The organism is Spirosoma utsteinense, assembly GCF_014282275.1.
Classification (GTDB): domain Bacteria; phylum Bacteroidota; class Bacteroidia; order Cytophagales; family Spirosomataceae; genus Spirosoma; species Spirosoma utsteinense.
The window spans coordinates 112078-131262 of the sequence record NZ_VFIA01000019.1; the positions used below are offsets into that span (position 1 = coordinate 112078).

Sequence of the window (19185 nt, forward strand, 5' to 3'; positions counted from 1 at the left end):
TAGGCGGTTCGATCCACGAATAGGCAACGCATGAAACGACTCCTTTTTTATTCACTGTTTATACTCTCCTGTTCGCTGATCTCAGCCCGGACACAGGCGCAATCCGGTACCATCCGGGGGGCGGTGGTCGATTCGCTGACGCGCAAACCGTTGCTCGAAGCGTCTGTTTCGTTGCTCTCGGCGCGGGATTCGTCGCTGGTGACGTTCGGGATTACCGATGGCGAGGGACGGTTTGAGTTCCTGAAAGTAGCCGAAGGTCAGTACCGGGTGCTGGTGACGTATGTCGGCTACCGGGGCAAAGCGAAGCGGGTGAGCGTATCGCCCGAAACGCCCAGCCCCGATGCCGGGACCATCGATCTGATTGCCACCTCGGAAACGCTCGTTGAAGTGCAGGTGCAGGGCGAACGGGCACCCGTTGCCGTGAAGGGCGACACGCTGGAATTCAACGCCGGTTCGTTCAAGACACGCCCCAATGCGCAGGTAGAAGACCTGCTCAAAAAACTGCCCGGCGTAGAAGTCAGCAGCGACGGCACGGTGAAGGCACAGGGGCAGGAGGTTAAAAAAGTATTCGTGGATGGGAAGCCGTTCTTTGGGAATGATCCTAAAATGGCAACCCGAAACCTGCCCGCCGACATCATCGATAAGATTCAGCTGTACGATCAGCAGTCGGAACAGTCGCAGTTTTCGGGCGTCGACGATGGCGATCGGGAGAAAACGATCAACATTACTACCAAAAAAGACAAGCGGAAAGGCACGTTCGGCCAGCAGTCGGTGGGAGCCGGTCCGCAACCGGGCGAAGACATTCGGTATTCGGCGCGGGCCAGCGTCAGCCATTTCAACAACGCCCAGCAGATATCGGTGCTGGGCATGGCCAACAACGTTAACCAGCAGGGTTTTACGGCGCAGGACCTGGGTCTGGGTACTAACTTCAGCGGAAGTGGTGGTGGAGGCCGTCAGGGCAATACCCGGGGTGGCGCTCCGGGCGGCAACACGGGCCAGGTTGGTAACAATGCCATCACGCAGTCGTGGGCGGCAGGGCTGAACTACCGGGACGCGTGGGGAAAGAAAATCGATGTGGCGGGTAGCTATAACGCCAGCAATACCAACACCCTCACCGAACAGGCGAGTCGGCGGGAAAATGTTCTGCCCGGCGGTGTGTCGGGGAGTAGCCAGTCGGACTCGGCCTTCGTAACCGACCGCCAGAACGGCTCCGACAACACCAATACCAATCATCGGTTCAACCTCCGGCTCGACTACCGGCTGGATTCGCTCACCACGATCCGGGTCATTCCCAACCTGTCGTGGCTCAGTTCGAACTACCAGACAAACAGCACCGCAGCCACACTCAGTGGTCAGGGCGACCCCGTCAATACCAGCAGAACTAACTACAATTCGGCGGGCGACGGCTTTACCGGCAACAACACGGTGCTGTTGTTTCGCAAATTCCGCAAGCGGGGCCGCACGTTTTCGCTGAACTGGAATACGGCCATGAACAACCAGAACAACGAGGGCATCAACCAGTCGGTCAATACCTTCGCCCGGTCCAATACGCCCATCTCGACGACGAACGTGACGGGGCCAAACAGCCAGACGGGCGTTTTTGAACAGCTAATCAACCAGCGCAACGATCAGCAGACGCGCTCCATGACCAACAGCGTCAACGTGAGTTATACCGAGCCACTGTCTATGCGCCAGACGCTTGAGTTTCACTATGCCGTGTCGAATAATAACAACACGTCGAATCGATTCGTAAACGACTATAACGAAGAAACCCAACAGTACGACCAGCTGAACAGGGATCTCAGCAACCGGTTTCTAAACACCTTCCTGACTAACCGGGGTGGTATTACCTGGCAAACCAAGCGACTGAAATACAACTACGCCCTGGGCTTCGACGCGCAGCAGGCCAGCCTGGCGTCGGACAATATCACGCGCGACACCAGTTTCACCCGCACGTTTACCAACCTGTTGCCCAACGCCCTGTTTACCTATAATTTCGGAAAGAGCCGTACGCTGCGGTTTCAATACCGAACGCGTATCAATGCGCCGAGTGTGAGCCAGTTGCAGCCCGTTCCCGACAATACCAACCCGCTCAATATCCGGCTCGGCAACGCCAGCCTGCAACCTGAATACAGCCATAACCTGTCGGTCAATTTCAACCGCTTCGAGCCAAGTACCTTTCGCAGTTTGTTTGCCCTGCTGAACCTGAGCCGTACCAATAACAAGATCGTCAACGCTACCTCGTTCAACCGGTCGGGGGCGCAGGTCACGCAGCCGATCAATACCGATGGGTATTACACCGCCAATGGCTCGCTGGTGCTGGGCCAGCCTATAAAATTGGGCCAGCAGAAAGCCAACCTCAACCTGACCACTAACCTGACCTATAACCGGGGAACGAGTTTTGTAAACGGTCAGCCCAACCTGGCCAACAACTGGCTGGTGGGGCAGGGGGTGGGTATCAACTCCAACTTTACGGAGAAACTGGATCTGAACCTGTCGGGAAACATCAATTATCAGTCGGCGCGGTACTCGCTGCAACCGCAGCAAAACACGGCCTTTCTGAACCAGACAGTAACGCTCGATGCGTTCTATCAACTGCCAGGTAAATTCACGTTCTCTACCAACGTCTACTACAACCATTACGGTGGCTCGGCGGGCAGCTTCAACCAGTCGTTCACGCTCTGGAACGCAATCTTGTCCAAACAACTTTTCAAGCAGAAACAGGGTGAGATTCGCTTTCAGGCCTTCGACCTGCTGAACCAGAACCGGAGCATTGTTCGTAATGTCACCGATACCTACACGGAAGAGGTGCAGAGCCGCGTGCTGAACCGTTACTTTATGGTTAGCTTCGTGTATAACCTGCGGAATTTCGTAGGCAGTGCGCCAATGACGAGCCCTTTTGGGCAACCCGGTGGGCGGGGTAACGGAATGCGGGGCGGTGGCCGACGCAACGGTTGATTTGAGGAGCTGAGTGTCGTATTGTGAGTAGTAGAACCACCAAATTAGCTTACTGGTTAAACGACCGTTCATGATGAAAACGACCTTCTTTGTCCTTACGTTGTCTACCCTGACCGTTTGTGCCCTGGCTCAGACGACCCCCGTACCGTCTGCCGATGTGCAGATCAGGACGGCTGTGCTGGCGGCTCCGGCCGACAAACAGGCGGGGGCTATGGTATATGGCTATTCGGAGAAAAATGACTTTGTCGTGCTGCGCAAGGGCACGAACGAACTGGTTTGCCTGGCCGACGACCCGGCGCAGAAAGGCCTGAGTGTCTCCTGCTATCACCGCGATCTGGAGCCGTTTATGAAGCGCGGTCGGGAGCTGAAACAGCAGGGGAAAACGACTAAAGAGATTTCGGATATGCGCGAGCAGGAAGTAAAGTCGAAAAAGCTGGTGATGCCCGTTCATCCGTCGTCTTTGTTCTCCTATTCTGCCAAAGACGAAAACTATACGGCTGCCACGGGCGAGGTGAAGGATGGGTACCTGCGCTACGTGGTCTATATCCCTTACGCCACCGCCGAAAGTACGGGTCTGCCGCTCAAGCCCGAAGCACCCGGCATGCCCTGGATCATGGACCCCGGTACCCACCGCGCCCATATCATGATCAACCCGCCCGTATCGACCACGACGGCGAAATAAGCCAGACGGTTGTTCTTTACACAGCAAGGCCCGATCGGATCAAACCGGTCGGGCCTTGCTGGTTTACTTACGTTTGTGTCTACGCTTAGTTCTTACAGGCTATGGTGTTTGACTTCAGCACATAGTCGAGTACATGCTCAGAGTCGGCACTGCCGGAATTGAAGTTGACGCTGAAGCTGCCTTCGTAATACACGGTGGCGGTGTAATCCGTATTTGGCTTCAGGCCTGTCAGGTCCCCTTTGCCACTGGCAAACGTGGCTACACCACCGCCTTGCATACCCGTTTCGTTGTAGAACACACTGACCGTTGGGTACACTTCAAAATTCTTTCCGTTTTCACATACCGCCTTTACCGTAAAAGCTGCCTTGAGCCGACCCGTGGGTGGCGTATAGGTTACGTCGGTAGTACTATTGGTTGTGTTGCTGATTGTTGTTGAGCCGAGCAGGGTTAGATCAATCGGGTCGTAAACCGACAGTCGGTAGTTGCCAACGGGGAGGTTGAAGGTAAGCGTACCGTCTGTGCTGCTGGCGCGTCGAACTTCTGTGCCCTGGCTGTCCGATCCCGGATTGAACTGAAAGAGTGAATAGGTATAAGCGGCACCGCTCGGGAGGTTGCTGACGGTATAAGAGACCTGAAACGTTTCGGTGTCTCTGGGTGTCGTCAGCGAATAATAGGACAGGTGAGTGATGGGTACATCGGCAACAAGACCGGTCGATGCCAGCCGAACCGCTACGCTCCGCTCATATGTCCAGGCACCCGTCAGTTCGTCATAGCTATAGACTTCCAGCTTGTCGTTCTCTTTAACAAGCTGACCGGTCGACGTATTGAACGTAGAACCAGGCACCCCCATCTGAATGGTGGCGGGTTGATTGAACGTCGATACCGTTTGACCGCCAGCGTTCCGCATTTCTATAGCGGCAAAGCTTACCGGATTGAAAAGCCCTTTGACATCATTTTTTCCCTGAGCACTTTTCGCTAACGGAGCCAGTAAACCACCGGGAAATGATTGCCGTGCTTCTGAAGACTGTCCGTTGAAGGCCATCACTGAGGTTGTTACGTTACCAGCGACCGGTGCGCCTTTGCTGTCCTTCAGCGTGGTATTGGCCGGGAGGGTAAAGGTCATGGGCATAGCCTTTATGGAGCCACTGGCTGCGGTAGCTACCTCGATCACGCGCTGGGAAGTCAGGACGCCCGAAGCCGAGGTCGGTGTCGACAGGGCTTTCGAGGCTACGCCGGTCGGGGGCGAATCGAACTTGACGAGACGAATCTGGAACGGGTCGTTCAGGCTTTTCGTGATCGAGAGGTTCGCGCTGGACGCTATATATCCGTCGGCATCAACCACGATGCGGAGTTCGGCAGGAGTAGTCTGGGTTGGTTCAACGCCCGTCAGGCCTATGAAAACATCACCTTTTGGTGCTTTGTAGGTGGTAATGGATTTCCCTTCGAAGGTGACAGCGCGCCCGGCGTCTTTGCCCACCAGGTTTATCTGGATAGGAATCTGAAGGGGAAGCCCCGTTTTTGCATCAACGACCAGGCCCTGTATCTGGGTTTTTGCGGGCTGGTAGTTCAGCTTGAAAACCACATCTTTCAGTGGATCGATGTTTTGAATGTCTTTTATAGTCTGGCAACCTACCAGTAGGCCGATGGTGGTGGAAAGAGCCACCGCCTTAAGCAGGGAGGTTGACGATAATCGGGTCAGGTTTTTCATAAGGCATGTATTCAACAGGAGACTGTATGATTATAATTTATAGGATGCGCCGAGCGTGACGATCGGGTAATATTTGAGGGGACTCAGGTTTTTCTGGATGATTGGGCCCTGGTCGGACGAAGGGGTCAGCATGCCGGTTGTCGTAAACGAAATTGTCGGCGACTGCTGGTAAAAAAAGCCAACGTCGGCCATGAACTTGAGCCGACCACGGGTGTAGGGATTGCCGAAACCCAGACCGATGTAAGGGGCAATCTTATTGAAGGTGGCTTTGCCATCGAGTGTACCCACTTCGTCAACGGTGAAGGTGACGTCGTTAAACGTTACGTCTTTAACGGGCTTGCCGAAAAAGCTGATCTGGTTGAGGTTATAAAATGCCCCGCCCGTAACCCGGAAGCCCGACCGCTTGAACGGGTAAAAATCGAGCAGGAGATTCGTGGTTTGCAGCTTTAGTTTGTAGTCGAATCCAATCTGAAGATTGTCACTGTCTTTGCCGCTTTTCAGCGTACCCGAGTAATTGAACATGTTAAACCCCAACCGGGCTGCCAGCTGTCTATTGATCGAATACCCAACGGCGACACCACCCCCCGCAGACCCTGCTGAAAGCATGACAGCAAAGCCCGGCCGATAGGGTGGTAATGGGCTGGATGTTTTGCTACCCGAAACCTGATCGGAAGTCGGATCAGTTTGACAGTACGCCGATAGCGATGTTGCCAGCAGCAGGATGAGGTACCTGTATTTCATATATGGTTTATTAAACTATTTATTTGGTAACAAATCTTACTTGTTAATAAATGATAATTCATTTCTATTTACTAAAAGGTATGTAAATATATCTGTTGGTAGTTATATGCATGATTATCAGCTAGCTAGCCTGTACCAGTTTGTGCACCCTGTAAACAGCGAAGGGAGCCGGACAATAGCCCGGCTCCCTTCGTCATTCGTCAGACATTATATATGATGCCTAGTGTCTTTGTTACTTTATATACCGGAAATCTTCTCCGCCTTTCAGGGCCAGCAGGGTTTCGTACATGAGCTTGATAACGCTTTGTACATCGTCCATATGAACGGTTTCGACGGTTGTGTGCATGTATTTAAGCGGCAACGAAATCAGCGCCGATGCAATTCCTTCCGTAGCATAGGCGAACGCGTCGGTGTCGGTACCGGTCGACCGGCTGACAGCCTGCCGCTGGAACGCGATGTTCTGCTGTTCAGCTACGCCGATCATAAAATCAAGTACGTTATTCTGTACTGCCGGACCATAGCAAAGGACCGGGCCCAACCCACATTTGAGATCACCCTGCTCTTTTTTATCGTACTTCGGCGATTGGGTGTCATGTGTAACATCGGTACAGATGGCGAGGTTTGGCTTCAGCCGACGGGCAATCATTTCGGCACCGCGCAAGCCAATCTCTTCCTGTACCGCGTTGACGACGTATAGCGTAAAGGGCAGCGTTACGTTGTTTTCCTTAAGCAGACGCGCTACTTCAGCAATCATGAACCCACCCATGCGGTTGTCCAGCGCCCGTCCCACGTAATAACGCCCGTTCAATTCCATCAGCCCATCGGTGAAAGTAGCGACTGTGCCTACGTGGATGCCCATTTCTTCCACTTCCTGCTTTGTAGCCGCGCCAACGTCGATGGTCAGATCGGATACTTTAGGGGCTACGTCTTTCGCCAGGTCACGAACGTGAATGGCGGGCCAGCCGAACACCCCATCGACCGGGCCTTTCTTCGTGTGCAGGTGAACCCGCATCGACGGCGCAATCAGGGCATCGGAGCCACCATTGCGCCGGACGTAGATGTAGCCGTCATCGGAAATGTAATTGACGAACCACGAAATCTCGTCGGAGTGCGCTTCAATGACTACGCTATAGTCTTTGCCCGGACCGATCACACCCACGGCAGTTCCATAGGTATCGACAATGTATTCGTCGGTGTAGGGTTTGAGGTAATCGAGCCAGATTTGCTGCCCCGACGATTCAAACCCCGTAGGTGATGCGTTGTTGAGGTACTTGTACAGGAAACTTTTACTTTGTTCGTTCATTGCGAAATAAAAAACAGATCTAAAAATCGTTCAGGACTTGTTAAAAAGGCGAGTTGAGGTAAAGTTCTACGTTTGATTTTTATAAGCTTTCAAAAAAAGAAGCAACGGACACGCCCGTTGTAGATGGGGGAGATCCATTGCCAAATCAACGAAAAAAACAGCAAAATGTCACAGTTAAAACGCCACGCCCTAACTCAATACCGGCAGCAGGCTCGTCTGGTCCTGGGTGCAGCAACGGCTGAATACGTGTTGTCCGTTGGTCAGCTTTCGGATGTCGAGCAGAAAAGTAGGAGTCTGAAAGAACCGGTAGTTGACGCCTTTTTGTAAGAATTGCTGTTTGTGCTCCCTATGTTTCCATTTTTGTCACTCGTCAGACATAAGCGTTGCTGTTCTTCCTGGAATATTAAGTCTATATTTGATAATGACGGGTTATAAACTCCCTTGAACGGATGTCAGTGAGAAGAGGGTTACTAACAGCGTGGTTACTGTTTGTTGGGCTTACTGCCAGTGCCCAGGCTCTACTTGGTAACGAGTGGATAAAGGCTGGTCAGTTGTATTTAAAACTAACCGTAAACCAGACCGGTGTTTATCGGATAAGCTATTCGGATATACGAAATGGGGATGCTTCTTTCCTGAAGACAAACCCGGCTAGCTGGCAGTTATTTTTCCGCGGGAAAGAAGTCGCTATTCGCGTGTCGGGTGAGCAGGATGGCGTCTTTACCGACCAGTCATATATTGAGTTCTACGGAGAAGGAAATGACGGTAGCCAGGACTCACTAGTATACCGGCCCCAGAAGCGGCTACATCCGTACCAAACGTTGTTCTCTGATAAAACGGCCTATTTCCTGACAGCTACTCCGGCAGTGACTGGAAAACGAATGGCCGTGTTCAACGGCTCGGCGGCAGGCCTGGAGCCCGAGAAATTTCACGTTCAGGCGTCTGTTCAGGCTTTCACCAGTGAATACACCTTTAATAACCTGAAAGGTATCGAACCCTTCCTTCAACAGAGCTATTTCGAGCCGGGCGAAGGTTGGTCAGGTAAATTACTAACGGCAGATTCAGTAGGCCTGGTTGACGTCAAACTACCAAACATCGTAGCGGCTGATTGGCCAATCCGTCTGGAAGGTATGGTAAACGGTCGCGACAATGAACCCCATCAGATTCAGGTTCTGTTAGATGACGACGGGCAGAAACCGCTGGCCTCACTACGCTTCATCGGATTTTCGAGCCAACCTTTTCAGGCAACGCTCACACCCGGATCCATTCGGAAAGAACAGCTCACCCTTCGCTTCAAACCGGAGCGAAACGGTGGTGCCAATCAGTTTTCGATCACGTACGTAAACGTGTCTTATCCGCAGGGGTTCGATATGACCGGTGAGGTAACCCGGGCCTTTCATTTGCTTGCCGGTAAACGTCAGACGGCGCTGCTGGCCATACAAAATGGGCCGTCATCCGCCGTTGCCTACGACATTACAGACAAACTCAATTGCCGCTATTTGCCGGTAAAAACTACCGGCAATCAAACACAGGTGGTGGTTGACGGAACAGTCCGAAACCGGGATATCCTGCTAACGAACAAGGTCCTGAAGCCATTGACGATAGTGCCCGTCCGGTTTCGACTGTCCTACCCGCCCTCGACCGATTATCTCATCATTACGCATGGATCGCTCAAACGGTCAGCTACGGCTTATGCCGACTATCGGGCTTCGGTGGCGGGGGGAGGGCATACGCCTGTCGTGGTCGATGTCGATTCTCTTTTCGACGCGTTCAACTATGGTGAACGCAGTCCGTTGGCCATCCGGCGTTTTGCCGATTTCATGTTACGGACGACCGCGGTGAAGAACATGTTGCTGATTGGGAAGGCCAACAGCTATCCGTACTTCGTTAAAACGGCCCCCGATGATCTGGTGCCAACGATTGGCTATCCGGGCGCGGACATTCTGTTAACGGCTGGCCTGAGCGGCAATTCGGTCAACACACCGGCTATTCCAACGGGGCGGCTCAACGTGATGACGAACGAAGAGGTGCTTACCTACCTGGCAAAAGTCAAACGCTTCGAAGGAAATACGCCCAATGGGTTGTGGCGCAAGCAGCTTGTCCATATCAGCGGTGGTAAGTCGGAAAGCGAAGCGCAAAACCTGCAAACGGCCATGCGCGATCTGGGAAAGCTGTTTGAGAATGGAGTGCTGGGCGGGAACGTCAAATCGTTCAGTAAAAGCAACCCATACGACCTTGTTGAGCCAATAAATATTGCGCCGGTAGTCAATGAAGGCGTCAGTCTCATTACATTTTTCGGCCATGCCGGACCCGCCATTACGGATATGAACTTTGGCTTTGCGTCGACCCCGCAAAACGGATTTCGCAACGCTATCTTTCCATTGATGATTTTTAACGGCTGCGGAGTGGGTGAGATTTTCTCCCGGTTCAACACCTTATCAACCGATTGGGTGCTGGCTCCAGACAAGGGGGCTGCTCTGGTGCTGGCTCATTCCTACTACAGTTACGAAGCCCCTACGACCCGGTATCTGACGAAACTGTATCGAGCCTTATTTACCAATCCAGCCACCCTTGGTCAGTCATTTGGCCATGTACAGCAACAGGTAAATGCCGAGTTAGAAAAAGAAGGGGTCAACCTGTATGATGTGTCGGTACTGCTGCAAATGATTCTTCAGGGTGACCCGGCTCTGATCCTTTATCCGCTGGCCAGCCCCGATTTTTCGGTTGCTCAGAAAGGGGTATATATTCAGTCTTCCGTGGCGGGCAGTACGCTTAAAAACAGCGATTCGATCCGGGTAGTTATTCCTTTGGCCAATCTGGGCCGTTTCCAGCCAGGTCAATCCGTTGCCGTATCGATCCGGACAACCGGAAAAACAGTAAGCAGTAAGGTCGTTCGATTCGACGCGTTTCGGTACCGGGATACATTGACCTATAGCATACCCAACGATGGAACACTGCAAAAAATCGATGTACTGATTGATCCAGACAGACAGCTTGTTGAACTGAGCCGTGATAATAATGCGGCCAGTCTGGAGGTAAACTGGCCGCAAGCTGGTGTTGGTAGTAGTTATCCCGCAAACGCCTTGCCGGATGTGGTCAGTCCGGCCCTTACGGTACTGGTCAATGGAGCCCTTAGGGAAAACAAGGCTGTTGTTGGTACCAGGCCCGAACTATCTATTTATCTGATCGATGAAAATGCCCTGTCGGCCGTGGATGCAGACGCTGTCGAGGTGTATGTGGCAAGTTGTGAAACGTGTAGTCCTGAGAAAATTCCTCGTGAATTGCTGACAAACGCGGCAGTATCGGCCAACCAGCTTCAGGTAAAGACAACACTGGATCTAAAAGAAGGAGGAACTTACCGACTCCTTGTTTTTGGCAAAGATGCGGCTGGTAACCGGACCCAGCCGCCCTATACGTTGACAATGGGCGTGGCAGGCTCTGATGAGCCCGTTACGTTTCGGAGCTATCCAAATCCGGCAACTACGTATGTCCGGTTTGAATTAAACCTGCCTGTTCTGGCTTTGCCTGCTACCTCCCAACTAACAATCTACAATGTATTGGGCGTACCGGTCTTCGACGGGCCATTCCCTACCTCAACGGGTAAAAACACATTCTTATGGCAAGCTCAGGTGCCCGGCTTTTACCCATACCGGCTGCGGCTAGGCTGGGCAGATGGCCGGTCTGAAACACGAACGGGCAACGTGTTATGGCAGTACTAAGGCAGCCGGTCAGAAGCAATCAGCTCCCACGTTGCTACTGTACCCGACTCGATCACACCGCTGCCGAGGCAATCCGACGATGCCTGACAAAAGGCCAGCGACCGGTCTTCCCGGTATACACAGCCCGCCGACCGGGCATAGACCCGGAGGTATTTTTCCTGACTAACCAGTGTAGAGTCATTGGTACCAAGCACCGAAACCGTATCGTCGAAGTTGAGCTTGCCGACGGAGAACGGGCGTCCCGCATCCTGGTAGCGGAGGAGAACCAGGGGATTGGCATTATACAGGTTTGTATTCCAGGACAGTGCCGCTGAGACAGGAAACGCCAGCCTGACTACCGGCGCGTTATTGTCCTGGTCCACGACTTCCAGCCGGTTTTTATACACGGTATGGAGGCTCTTGAGTTTCCAGGGGGACCGATCTGTCTGCCGGGTCGACTCGTCGATCACAAAAACTAACTGACCATTCTGGGTATACGAACTGCTGACTTTTTGCTGTAGCTGGTAGACTTGCGTTAAAGGGGCATTCGCTGTGACGTACGTTTTGGTCGTTACCTGATAGATCCAGTAGTTACCCACCTCCAAAGGGAAATAAGCCGAGTCATCGGCTACGGGCTTCGTTGACTGCTCCCGGCAACTTACGTTTACGATCAATAAAGCCATCAGGACCACTACCTGTAAACTGCTTGTCTTTAACATGCCTGTGCTGGCCTTGATAGGTGAATTGATGCATGGCGACGAAACCGCTTTTGCCTGCTGTGCAGACACTAAAGATAGTAGTTTGTTTAATTATTAGCTTATCTTGTGACGTATGCGTATATATATACTTACTAACTGTGAGCGATAATTTAATAGATACGTCTTTCTGTATCCTGTCTGTTATTAACCGAATCTCGTTTACCAGTTTGTTTTAAAGCCATATGGGCGGAATTGCGGGAATGATCCGGTTTGATGGACGGGCTGTTGCTCAAACAGACATCACGGCTATTGAGCATCTGTTAGCACACAGGGGTGGGGTAAGACGTCATTCTGTTGATCAGGGTGTACTCCTGGCATTTGATAGTATCTTGGAAGCTGATACCGATGCGGCTCTTTACGCAGTAGCCGACGTAACGGTTTTTGAGCCGTCCAGTACAGAAAGTCACTTCGTCGGAAATTACACTCTGAACGGATTTTCGTCATTCAATCAACTGAACGCCGATTTTGCGGTGGCACTTTGGGACGCCCGTCGCCAAACGCTTGTCTGCGCCAGAGATCTTCTGGGCGTCAAACCCCTGTATTATGTGCATCGACCCGGTTCGTTCTGCGCTTTTGCCACCGAGATCAAAGCATTGCTCGCCATCGGGGAGGTCGTCGTCAAGCCCAATCAGCATAAGTTCAGGGAGTACCTGACCTGGCCAAAAGCATATGTGCCTTACAGTTCAGAAACCTTCTACGAAACCATTTACAGTGTTCTGCCCGGCCACTACCTTCAGGTATCCAGCCGCGATAGCCAGGTAACGGCCTACTGGAAACCCGATCTCAGCAGGATTAACGGGTTAATAGATGCAGATGATTATGCTGCGCTGTTTCGGGAAGAATTTACGGAGGCTGTCAACGCCCGTATGCTGGGCAAAAGTCAGGTGGGTGCCCATCTGAGTGGTGGCCTGGATTCTTCATCGGTTAGTTGTGTGGCCCAGCACCTGCTCATGGCCCAGGGCCGTCCTTCGGTGCATACCTTCAACATCGATACGGGGCTGGCTTCTACCGACGAATCTGTCTACGTGCAGGAAGTTATCCGGCAATGGAACCCGGTCCATCATACCGTACAGCCTGAACCAGATGTGCTGGCTTCTATCCTGGAAATAAATCGCCTGTTCGATCGGCCCGAGCATTTTATCATACCGTCTAGTTTTCACCTGAGTGTTTCGATAAAAGCCCGGCAGATCGGTTGTGACTGCATTCTTACGGGCCACGACGGCGACAGCGTCATCACCACGGGATTTGACTATCTCGATCAGTTGATCGATCGCGGGGACTGGGATGAACTACAGCGGGCCTGCCAGCAAACAGTTTCACAGCCCAATCGTAATCTGACGTATGTCAGTGATAAGTGGCTCAGTTTGAGCGACCGGGCCAAGTATGAGAAGTATATCCTGTATATCGTTGGCGCTGAGGTCGTCAGCCGTTTCAAAGGTGAGCCGTTGACTAGGTTTCTGCATACACTAAGCAGTCAGAAGCAACGCTTCAATCTCTCCACTACCGCCATACTGACCTACTGCATAAAACGGATAAGCGATAAAATAGCGCACCGAGTGTTGATAGACAGTGCTTTCAGCCCGGCCTTCAGGCAGTTGTCGACCCCTTTGCTACAGCCAACGACACAGGGGTTAAATGCCTGCCTGTCACCGGAAAGCCCCGTTCCCGTCAGCCAGATTATCAATACGACTAATGTGATATGCAATGAGCAGTTAGATCATATCGGCGCTTATTACGGGCATCAGTATTCATTTCCTTTTTTTGACAAACGGGTCGTTGAAGTAGGGCTGGCAACCCCTGCGTGGGTAAGCTTCGATGAGGGGCGCGGGCGCGGGTTGATTCGGCATGGTTTACAAACCGTTTTACCCCCGGCCATCGTTGATCGGCTGACGAAGGCCAATTTCGTCGAGTACGGTAACCTGTCGGCGCAACAGCTGTATCAGGCAACCCACGAGCAGTTTGCGTTGCCCGGCCATGAAATATGGGAAGTAATAGACCGACCTGTATTTAACGAGATCGTTGCTATCGTGTTCAATTCACGGATACCAATTCAGCAAAAAACGCGCTACAACTGGCTGTTGAGCCGAATTATCTACCTGTCTCTTTGGCTGTCTACGCTATCGAAAGGAAGTTGAAATCCTGCTACAAAGGATTTCCCGCTGAAAAATGGCTGATCATCGGGGCCGCAGCAAAGCCAGAAAAGCGCGTACAACGACCGTAGCGAAACCCCATTCCTTGGGAATATAAAACTGATTGCGGTTGATGGTAACAACGGTGGAGCGAAATATAAAACTGCGGGCGTAAGAACCGTAGATTTTCAGTTTATCCGTAAACGTGGCCTGCGTGCCGGCAAAGTCAACGAGCATCGTTCTGAACGAGGTCAGCGATTTATATTCCCACTTTTTCTCCCGCAGGTGGGTCAGCGCGGCAAGGTTATAAACCTGCATCTGTTTTTGAACAGTCGCGGGTACCGGAAATGCCCATACCTGCTGGCACCAGTATAAACCCATGAAAAAGATAACCTCCAGCTGATGTTTTTTTAACTCGTTTAGCAGCCAGTCCCAATTGACGTCTGCCTGATGAAGCAAAAAGTAAAGGTCATTCAGGTAGCCGATACGTTCCCAGGAGTTATTGACGCCATGGTGAAGGACTAATAAAATAGCCTGGTTTTCGATGATATAGTCGGGCGCTGAACGGAAATTGTCTAACTCGAATACGCCGATTTCTTTTAACAAACAGTCCACCCGCCAGTGGAGGTCGATGTCGAAGCGGCTGGTGTTGAAATAGGGTTTGAACAAACTGATTTCGTGTAATTCGTCCCATATTACCCCTTCCGGATGTTCCAGATAAGCTTTGTATTTATCGCCCGCCTGGTAGCCGTCGGTCGCCAGGATGCCGATAGCTTTATACAGATCGTTTCCGTCCACCAGAATATCCATATCGCCAATAGGGCGTAGTCCACGTTCTGGGTAGCTGTGTTCAGCCAGGTAAATCCCTTTGAAGGCAACGTGTTCGATTGCCTGTTCGTCGAGCAGGGCGGCTACCCGATGGTACTCGCGCAGTTTTATTAGATTATCGGTTGTAATGAGGAGACATTCCTGACGGAGGGTTGACAGGAATGAACCGGGAACCGACGAAACTTCCTGAAAGGCCCGATATAGTAAGGGGGTGAGCCGGTGGTAGCTGGCCAGGTTGAGAAGCCGGTCCCAGTCTGGAGTGTGGCGCTCCAGAAATAGCCGTACCGTTTCTGTTTTTCCGGCTGATGGCGCTGCTGAGCAAGCCAGTAACAACAGCGCTATTTCAGTGGAACGATGGGTTTTCATGTTAGCCTATAGCGTTCAGCTGGTCTACAAACGTATGCAAAGCCGCAAAGTCGGCGGGGCGGCTCATCCGGAAAAGGGGTGTGGTCCGGGCAAGGGCCACACTTTTTTCGAAGTAGTCTTTTAGCCCTTTACCAGTCAGGAGCGCGTCGGGTAACGGAAAATGATGGAGCAATTCAACGGGAACCTGGCTACTGGGTAGGGGGCTATCTACACGGCCAGGTTCGTTAGGGGGCAGTAACACGAAGATTTGTTTTAACGGTACGGCCTTCTCCTCAAATGCAATTGACTCATGCCACGAATACTTGTCCATGCCCTCGCGTACCGGCGTCATGGACTCCTGCTGTAACTGTAACCCGATCACACTGCTTTCCCAGATTTTTAGTTGTGAAAAAGCAGGGATCAACTGGTGATCACCAGTCATACTTAAACGGATACACACCATATCGTCACTTATGACTCTAGACCCTTTTCCGGCAAATGCCGCTACCGTCGTTGATTTTCCCGCACCGGGCTCGCCCAGGAACACAACACCTTCGTTGCCGATCCGGACGGCGCTCCCATGCAGCAGGAAATAACCCTTCTGAAACAGAATTAACCCTAATGCTTCGCTGAGGGTGAACAGCGAAATTACCTGGTCGTCTGTCTGGGTAGTATCAACAATCAACTCATTGCCATTCAACGCCATAAATGAAATGAGCGGTGGCCAGTCTAACCAAAGGTCGCCTTGTTCGGTCTGCGCAAATTGAGCGTTTATGCCGGCACGGTAAGCTTTCGAACCAACAAAAGAGGGTCTTGCCGGTAGTTGGCCGCGCCTGATTGTCAGGTCAGTAACGGTCGCAGGCGGGCCTGCGGGTAGGGGTGGAAGGAGGAAGTCGGAGACAATCGACAGCCCGTAGGCTCTGTAGTAATACGACATCAATTCCAGGCTAAGATTGGCTCGAACACCATGTTGGGCTGCTCACCGAGTATGGTTTTATACTGGTAGGTAACCCAGGCGTGGGCAGAAAACCCGTCGATGCTGTTGGTGCGTACGCCAATGTGAACCCGAACATCGGGCTGGTTTTTTAAGAGCCATTTGGTGGCAAGCGCCTGAACCAGGCACGTGAAGCCAAGCGGAATGTGGGCGCTCAGTACCCTGACTGCCCAGATCCGTTTATCCATAATGGCCAGCGGTATTCCTTCTTTCGATTTATGGGTAGCAGCGTCAGATACAGACGTGATAAACCATTTCAACGGAAAAAGAATCAGAAGTACCTTGAAAAGTATCAGTACGGTGAGTACAGAAATAAGCAGTAATTTTTCGGTCCAGGACAGAGAGCGGATCTTCGCCTGCTTACGCCGTAATTTCGATAAGACGTTCATCAAAAAGATTGCCTAAAAATGACATGAGTTCCTGCTGACAGACAGACTCGTCCACGTCAAACTCTTCCAGTAGCTGTTCTTTTATTGTCTGAATAGACACTACTTGTTTCGTCTGCAGGAGTGACCAGATAAAGCCGCCTACCTCATTCAATTCATAATAATTCCCCGCTTCGTAATTGAGAACGATCGTTTCTTTGCCGAGAACGGATGATGACTGATGCTGGGTAGACTGGATACAGGTAGTCGGTTCAAGTAACATAGATATAGCTGCGTAGCAATGTGGGATACGAAAGAAGCCTGGCCCATTACCAATTATGTCAATGGACCAGGCTCTCCTAAGCTGCTTGAATTAACCCCCGAAGCTTCCGCTTCCCAGGCCGTCAGTGGCAGAGCCAATCTTTAAGGTGAGTTTTTTTACATTACCCAACACGTTAACTTTTGGGGTTTTATAGGCCTTTTTAGGCGATGGAGCCGATATATGAATAGACTTTGTTTTCATGAGTCAAGAAATGTTAAGTAGAATAGATTAATAAAGTGATTGGGGTATAATTACTCGACAACTAAGCGGTGTTGGCGTGTTTGACCCCGTTCCTCAACCGTGAGCACATAGACACCAGCCGCAAGCTTTCCTGCCGTTTTCAGGAGGAGATTTCCCGACTGAGTACTTGCTTTTTGAATTGGAAGCGCACGGGCATCTATGCCGTAAAAACGAACCGTGGCTGTTTCAGGCTCATCCAGACGGAGCGAGAACTGACCATCGTTACGAACCGGATTAGGAAATACACCATAGGTATCATCCCGGAGAACCACCGAAACGGCCGGGTAAATTGTCATTTTTCCACTCAGATCGGTTTGTTTCAGACGGTAGTAACTCGTACCCGCATAAGGAGTCAGGTCGACCAGGGTGTAGTTTTTCAGCGCTTTGCTCGTAGCAGCTATTTCACCAACCTCGCCCACTTTGGTAAAGGTCTTAAGGTCTTTGCTACGCTCTACTACGAAACCCCGGTTGTTTGTTTCCAATGACGTCGTCCAGCTAATGTCTACCGTATGAGTGGCAGGCGCTACCGTAGCTGCAAACGATACAAGCGTAACAGGCAGTGGAATTGCTACATTAGTAACAGTATTGCCATTCAATACAATGGCTCCCGTTATCGATAGCCCTCTGCCAATAAGGGCAGCACCGGTATTGAGGGTTATGGCACCGTTAACCAGGAACGTGCCCTGCAAATTAGAACTGGTTCCTGCTACTACAGCACCGTTCACCTGAAAGAACACATTATTGGCAGTCGCTCCGTTTGTCAACACAATGTTTGACGATGTACCTGTTGTTAAAGCACTGTTTAACTTAATGATGAAAATGCCTGATCCGCTCAGCGTCAACGTTCCGTTTAAGGTGGTAGGTGATGCGGTAGTCTGGCAGGATACCCCTGGGCTAAGCGTTTGCCCGGTTAAGTCGGCGCTGATGGTGGTGCCACAGGAAACCGTATTTAAATAATTGTAGGCAGCCGCTACATCAAGAGCGGCCTGCCCTGCTTCGGCAGAGCCTGGCAAACGTATACTGCCGGTTACCGTTCCGGGCGGAAAACCAGTTAAAGCGCCTACGTTGGTCCCAATGTCACCATTTACCTGCGATGCTCCCGAATTTGTAAATGCTCCATTGGCGGTGAATAGAGCAAAGTTAGCAGCAGTCCTTAGATTAGGTGCCAACGTCTGTCCAAATCCCTTAACGGCAGCAAACGCTAGGAAGAAGATCACTAGAGTGAGTAGATTTCTAATTTTCATAATATTAAGTTTATGTAATTGATTATTAACTACACAAAACTGTTCACCTTTTCGCTGTATGCTGTTACAAGATTATATATATGATTTACATTATTCCCACATCTTCAAGAATTGTGCGTTTTTTGTGTTTAAGTTGTTTGTAATAAGTTGGTGTCAGGCCTGTAACCTTTTTAAACTGGCTTGACAAGTGACCTACACTGGAATAGTTAAGGCTTTCGGCGATTTGAGTAAGGTTGAGTTCATCATATAAGAGGAGTTCTTTGACCCGCTCAATTTTATGAGCGATGATGAAATGCTCAATAGTGACACCAGTGACCTCCGAGAACAGATTGGCCAGGTACGTGTAGTCATAATCGAGTTTCTGAACCAGATAGTCAGAGTGTTTCATCTTGGGATGTTGATCCGCATCACGAACCAGGAAGATAAGCGCACTCTTGATGCGTTCGATCAATACGGCTTTCTTATCAGCCATCAATTCATGCCCTGACTGTAGCAGGGAAATTCCCAATTGATTCCGCTGCTCTGTGGTAATAGCACTTTTAAGCTCTACCTCCCCCAGTTCTATCGATTTATACGCTATTTTATGCTCGTCCAGTATAGCCTGAACCATGGTCTTACAGCATAGGCTGACCATGAATTTGATGTGTAGTGTCAACTCATTTATTAGACTTGTTGCAATGGCATAATTTTGCTTTATGAATCTTTCAATTAAGGCTTTAAAAACTGACCGCCAATGGCGGTCGGCCACCGGTTTAGACCATAAACGCTTCGCTAAATTACTGGGTTGGTTCGAGCAATCCTATCGCCAAATCTACGACAAATCCATTGAAGAGCGACAGGCGGAATGCCCAGATGAACCCGCCCTGAGTACAT

At 51.1% G+C, this 19185-nt stretch carries 16 protein-coding genes; 5 read left to right on the forward strand and 11 right to left on the reverse strand.

Going from position 1 to position 19185, the window contains the following annotated elements; genetic code table 11:
• The first annotated feature begins 30 nt into the window (after positions 1–30).
• The gene (locus tag FH603_RS16205) at positions 31–2958 is read left to right on the forward strand and encodes an outer membrane beta-barrel family protein (RefSeq protein WP_186738581.1); all 2928 of its coding nucleotides are present in this window, start codon (positions 31–33) and stop codon (positions 2956–2958) included.
• A gap of 73 nt (positions 2959–3031) precedes the next feature.
• Positions 3032–3640 carry a hypothetical protein gene (locus FH603_RS16210; protein ID WP_186738598.1) on the forward strand — a complete coding sequence of 203 codons (609 nt, stop codon included), beginning with the start codon at positions 3032–3034 and terminating at the stop codon, positions 3638–3640.
• Positions 3641–3725: 85 nt separating this feature from the next.
• On the opposite strand, the gene FH603_RS16215 is transcribed toward FH603_RS16210, so the two are convergent.
• From FH603_RS16215 to FH603_RS16225, 3 genes are all read right to left on the reverse strand, one after another.
• The gene (locus tag FH603_RS16215; RefSeq protein WP_186738582.1) at positions 3726–5348 is read right to left on the reverse strand and encodes a hypothetical protein; all 1623 of its coding nucleotides are present in this window, start codon (positions 5346–5348) and stop codon (positions 3726–3728) included.
• A 30-nt stretch (positions 5349–5378) separates the two neighbouring features.
• Positions 5379–6089, reverse strand: a complete 711-nt coding sequence (locus tag FH603_RS16220; RefSeq protein ID WP_186738583.1) for a hypothetical protein — start codon at positions 6087–6089, stop codon at positions 5379–5381.
• 232 nt (positions 6090–6321) lie between these two features.
• A complete protein-coding gene (locus FH603_RS16225; protein WP_186738584.1) occupies positions 6322–7392 on the reverse strand; it encodes a M42 family metallopeptidase in 1071 nt (356 codons plus the stop codon).
• Between the two features lie 165 nt (positions 7393–7557).
• Between FH603_RS16225 and FH603_RS16230 the strand changes: the two genes are divergently transcribed.
• Both FH603_RS16230 and porU2 read left to right on the forward strand, forming a co-directional pair.
• A complete protein-coding gene (locus tag FH603_RS16230; RefSeq protein WP_186738585.1) occupies positions 7558–7719 on the forward strand; it encodes a hypothetical protein in 162 nt (53 codons plus the stop codon).
• A gap of 122 nt (positions 7720–7841) precedes the next feature.
• On the forward strand, positions 7842–11108 hold the full coding sequence (porU2, locus tag FH603_RS16235; protein ID WP_208492983.1) for a putative type IX secretion system sortase PorU2: 3267 nt from the start codon (positions 7842–7844) through the stop codon (positions 11106–11108).
• Here porU2 and FH603_RS16240 read toward each other — a convergent pair.
• On the reverse strand, positions 11105–11806 hold the full coding sequence (locus tag FH603_RS16240; RefSeq protein ID WP_186738586.1) for a hypothetical protein: 702 nt from the start codon (positions 11804–11806) through the stop codon (positions 11105–11107). The two genes, porU2 and FH603_RS16240, sit on opposite strands and share 4 nt — an antisense overlap.
• A 221-nt stretch (positions 11807–12027) precedes the next feature.
• On the opposite strand from FH603_RS16240, the gene FH603_RS16245 reads away from it, so the two are divergent.
• Positions 12028–13980, forward strand: coding sequence for an asparagine synthetase B family protein (locus FH603_RS16245; protein ID WP_235985257.1), 1953 nt, complete (start codon positions 12028–12030; stop codon positions 13978–13980).
• 39 nt (positions 13981–14019) lie between these two features.
• Here the strand turns inward: FH603_RS16245 and FH603_RS16250 are convergent, their stop codons facing one another.
• The 7 genes from FH603_RS16250 to FH603_RS16280 form a co-directional block, all read right to left on the reverse strand.
• Positions 14020–15168, reverse strand: a complete 1149-nt coding sequence (locus tag FH603_RS16250; RefSeq protein WP_186738587.1) for a nucleotidyltransferase family protein — start codon at positions 15166–15168, stop codon at positions 14020–14022.
• A gap of 1 nt (position 15169) precedes the next feature.
• Positions 15170–16084 carry a phosphoenolpyruvate carboxykinase (ATP) gene (locus tag FH603_RS16255; protein WP_235985256.1) on the reverse strand — a complete coding sequence of 305 codons (915 nt, stop codon included), beginning with the start codon at positions 16082–16084 and terminating at the stop codon, positions 15170–15172.
• Positions 16084–16530 carry a lasso peptide biosynthesis B2 protein gene (locus tag FH603_RS16260; protein WP_186738588.1) on the reverse strand — a complete coding sequence of 149 codons (447 nt, stop codon included), beginning with the start codon at positions 16528–16530 and terminating at the stop codon, positions 16084–16086. Before FH603_RS16260 ends, FH603_RS16255 begins: the two co-directional genes overlap by 1 nt.
• Positions 16502–16789 carry a PqqD family peptide modification chaperone gene (locus FH603_RS16265; RefSeq protein ID WP_186738589.1) on the reverse strand — a complete coding sequence of 96 codons (288 nt, stop codon included), beginning with the start codon at positions 16787–16789 and terminating at the stop codon, positions 16502–16504. The genes FH603_RS16260 and FH603_RS16265 overlap by 29 nt, the downstream gene beginning before the upstream one ends.
• 90 nt (positions 16790–16879) lie before the next feature.
• Positions 16880–17029: a hypothetical protein gene (locus FH603_RS16270; protein ID WP_186738590.1), complete on the reverse strand. Its 150-nt coding sequence runs from the start codon at positions 17027–17029 to the stop codon at positions 16880–16882.
• Between the two features lie 50 nt (positions 17030–17079).
• Positions 17080–18285 (reverse strand): ice-binding family protein, encoded by a 1206-nt coding sequence (locus tag FH603_RS16275; RefSeq protein WP_317171187.1) that lies wholly within the window; start codon positions 18283–18285, stop codon positions 17080–17082.
• A 112-nt stretch (positions 18286–18397) separates the two neighbouring features.
• A complete protein-coding gene (locus FH603_RS16280) occupies positions 18398–18922 on the reverse strand; it encodes a helix-turn-helix domain-containing protein (RefSeq protein WP_235985255.1) in 525 nt (174 codons plus the stop codon).
• Positions 18923–19185: the final 263 nt, after the last annotated feature.

Coding starts and splice junctions, on each gene's coding strand:
- FH603_RS16265 (WP_186738589.1), bottom strand. CDS start 16,789: ATGTTACTTGAACCGACTACCTGTATCCAGTCTACCCAGCATCAGTCA.
- FH603_RS16215 (WP_186738582.1), bottom strand. CDS start 5,348: ATGAAAAACCTGACCCGATTATCGTCAACCTCCCTGCTTAAGGCGGTG.
- porU2 (WP_208492983.1), top strand. CDS start 7,842: ATGTCAGTGAGAAGAGGGTTACTAACAGCGTGGTTACTGTTTGTTGGG.
- FH603_RS16210 (WP_186738598.1), top strand. CDS start 3,032: ATGAAAACGACCTTCTTTGTCCTTACGTTGTCTACCCTGACCGTTTGT.
- FH603_RS16270 (WP_186738590.1), bottom strand. CDS start 17,029: ATGAAAACAAAGTCTATTCATATATCGGCTCCATCGCCTAAAAAGGCC.
- FH603_RS16250 (WP_186738587.1), bottom strand. CDS start 15,168: ATGAAAACCCATCGTTCCACTGAAATAGCGCTGTTGTTACTGGCTTGC.
- FH603_RS16260 (WP_186738588.1), bottom strand. CDS start 16,530: ATGAACGTCTTATCGAAATTACGGCGTAAGCAGGCGAAGATCCGCTCT.
- FH603_RS16280 (WP_235985255.1), bottom strand. CDS start 18,922: ATGGTTCAGGCTATACTGGACGAGCATAAAATAGCGTATAAATCGATA.
- FH603_RS16220 (WP_186738583.1), bottom strand. CDS start 6,089: ATGAAATACAGGTACCTCATCCTGCTGCTGGCAACATCGCTATCGGCG.
- FH603_RS16225 (WP_186738584.1), bottom strand. CDS start 7,392: ATGAACGAACAAAGTAAAAGTTTCCTGTACAAGTACCTCAACAACGCA.
- FH603_RS16245 (WP_235985257.1), top strand. CDS start 12,028: ATGGGCGGAATTGCGGGAATGATCCGGTTTGATGGACGGGCTGTTGCT.
- FH603_RS16205 (WP_186738581.1), top strand. CDS start 31: ATGAAACGACTCCTTTTTTATTCACTGTTTATACTCTCCTGTTCGCTG.
- FH603_RS16230 (WP_186738585.1), top strand. CDS start 7,558: ATGTCACAGTTAAAACGCCACGCCCTAACTCAATACCGGCAGCAGGCT.
- FH603_RS16240 (WP_186738586.1), bottom strand. CDS start 11,806: ATGTTAAAGACAAGCAGTTTACAGGTAGTGGTCCTGATGGCTTTATTG.
- FH603_RS16255 (WP_235985256.1), bottom strand. CDS start 16,084: ATGTCGTATTACTACAGAGCCTACGGGCTGTCGATTGTCTCCGACTTC.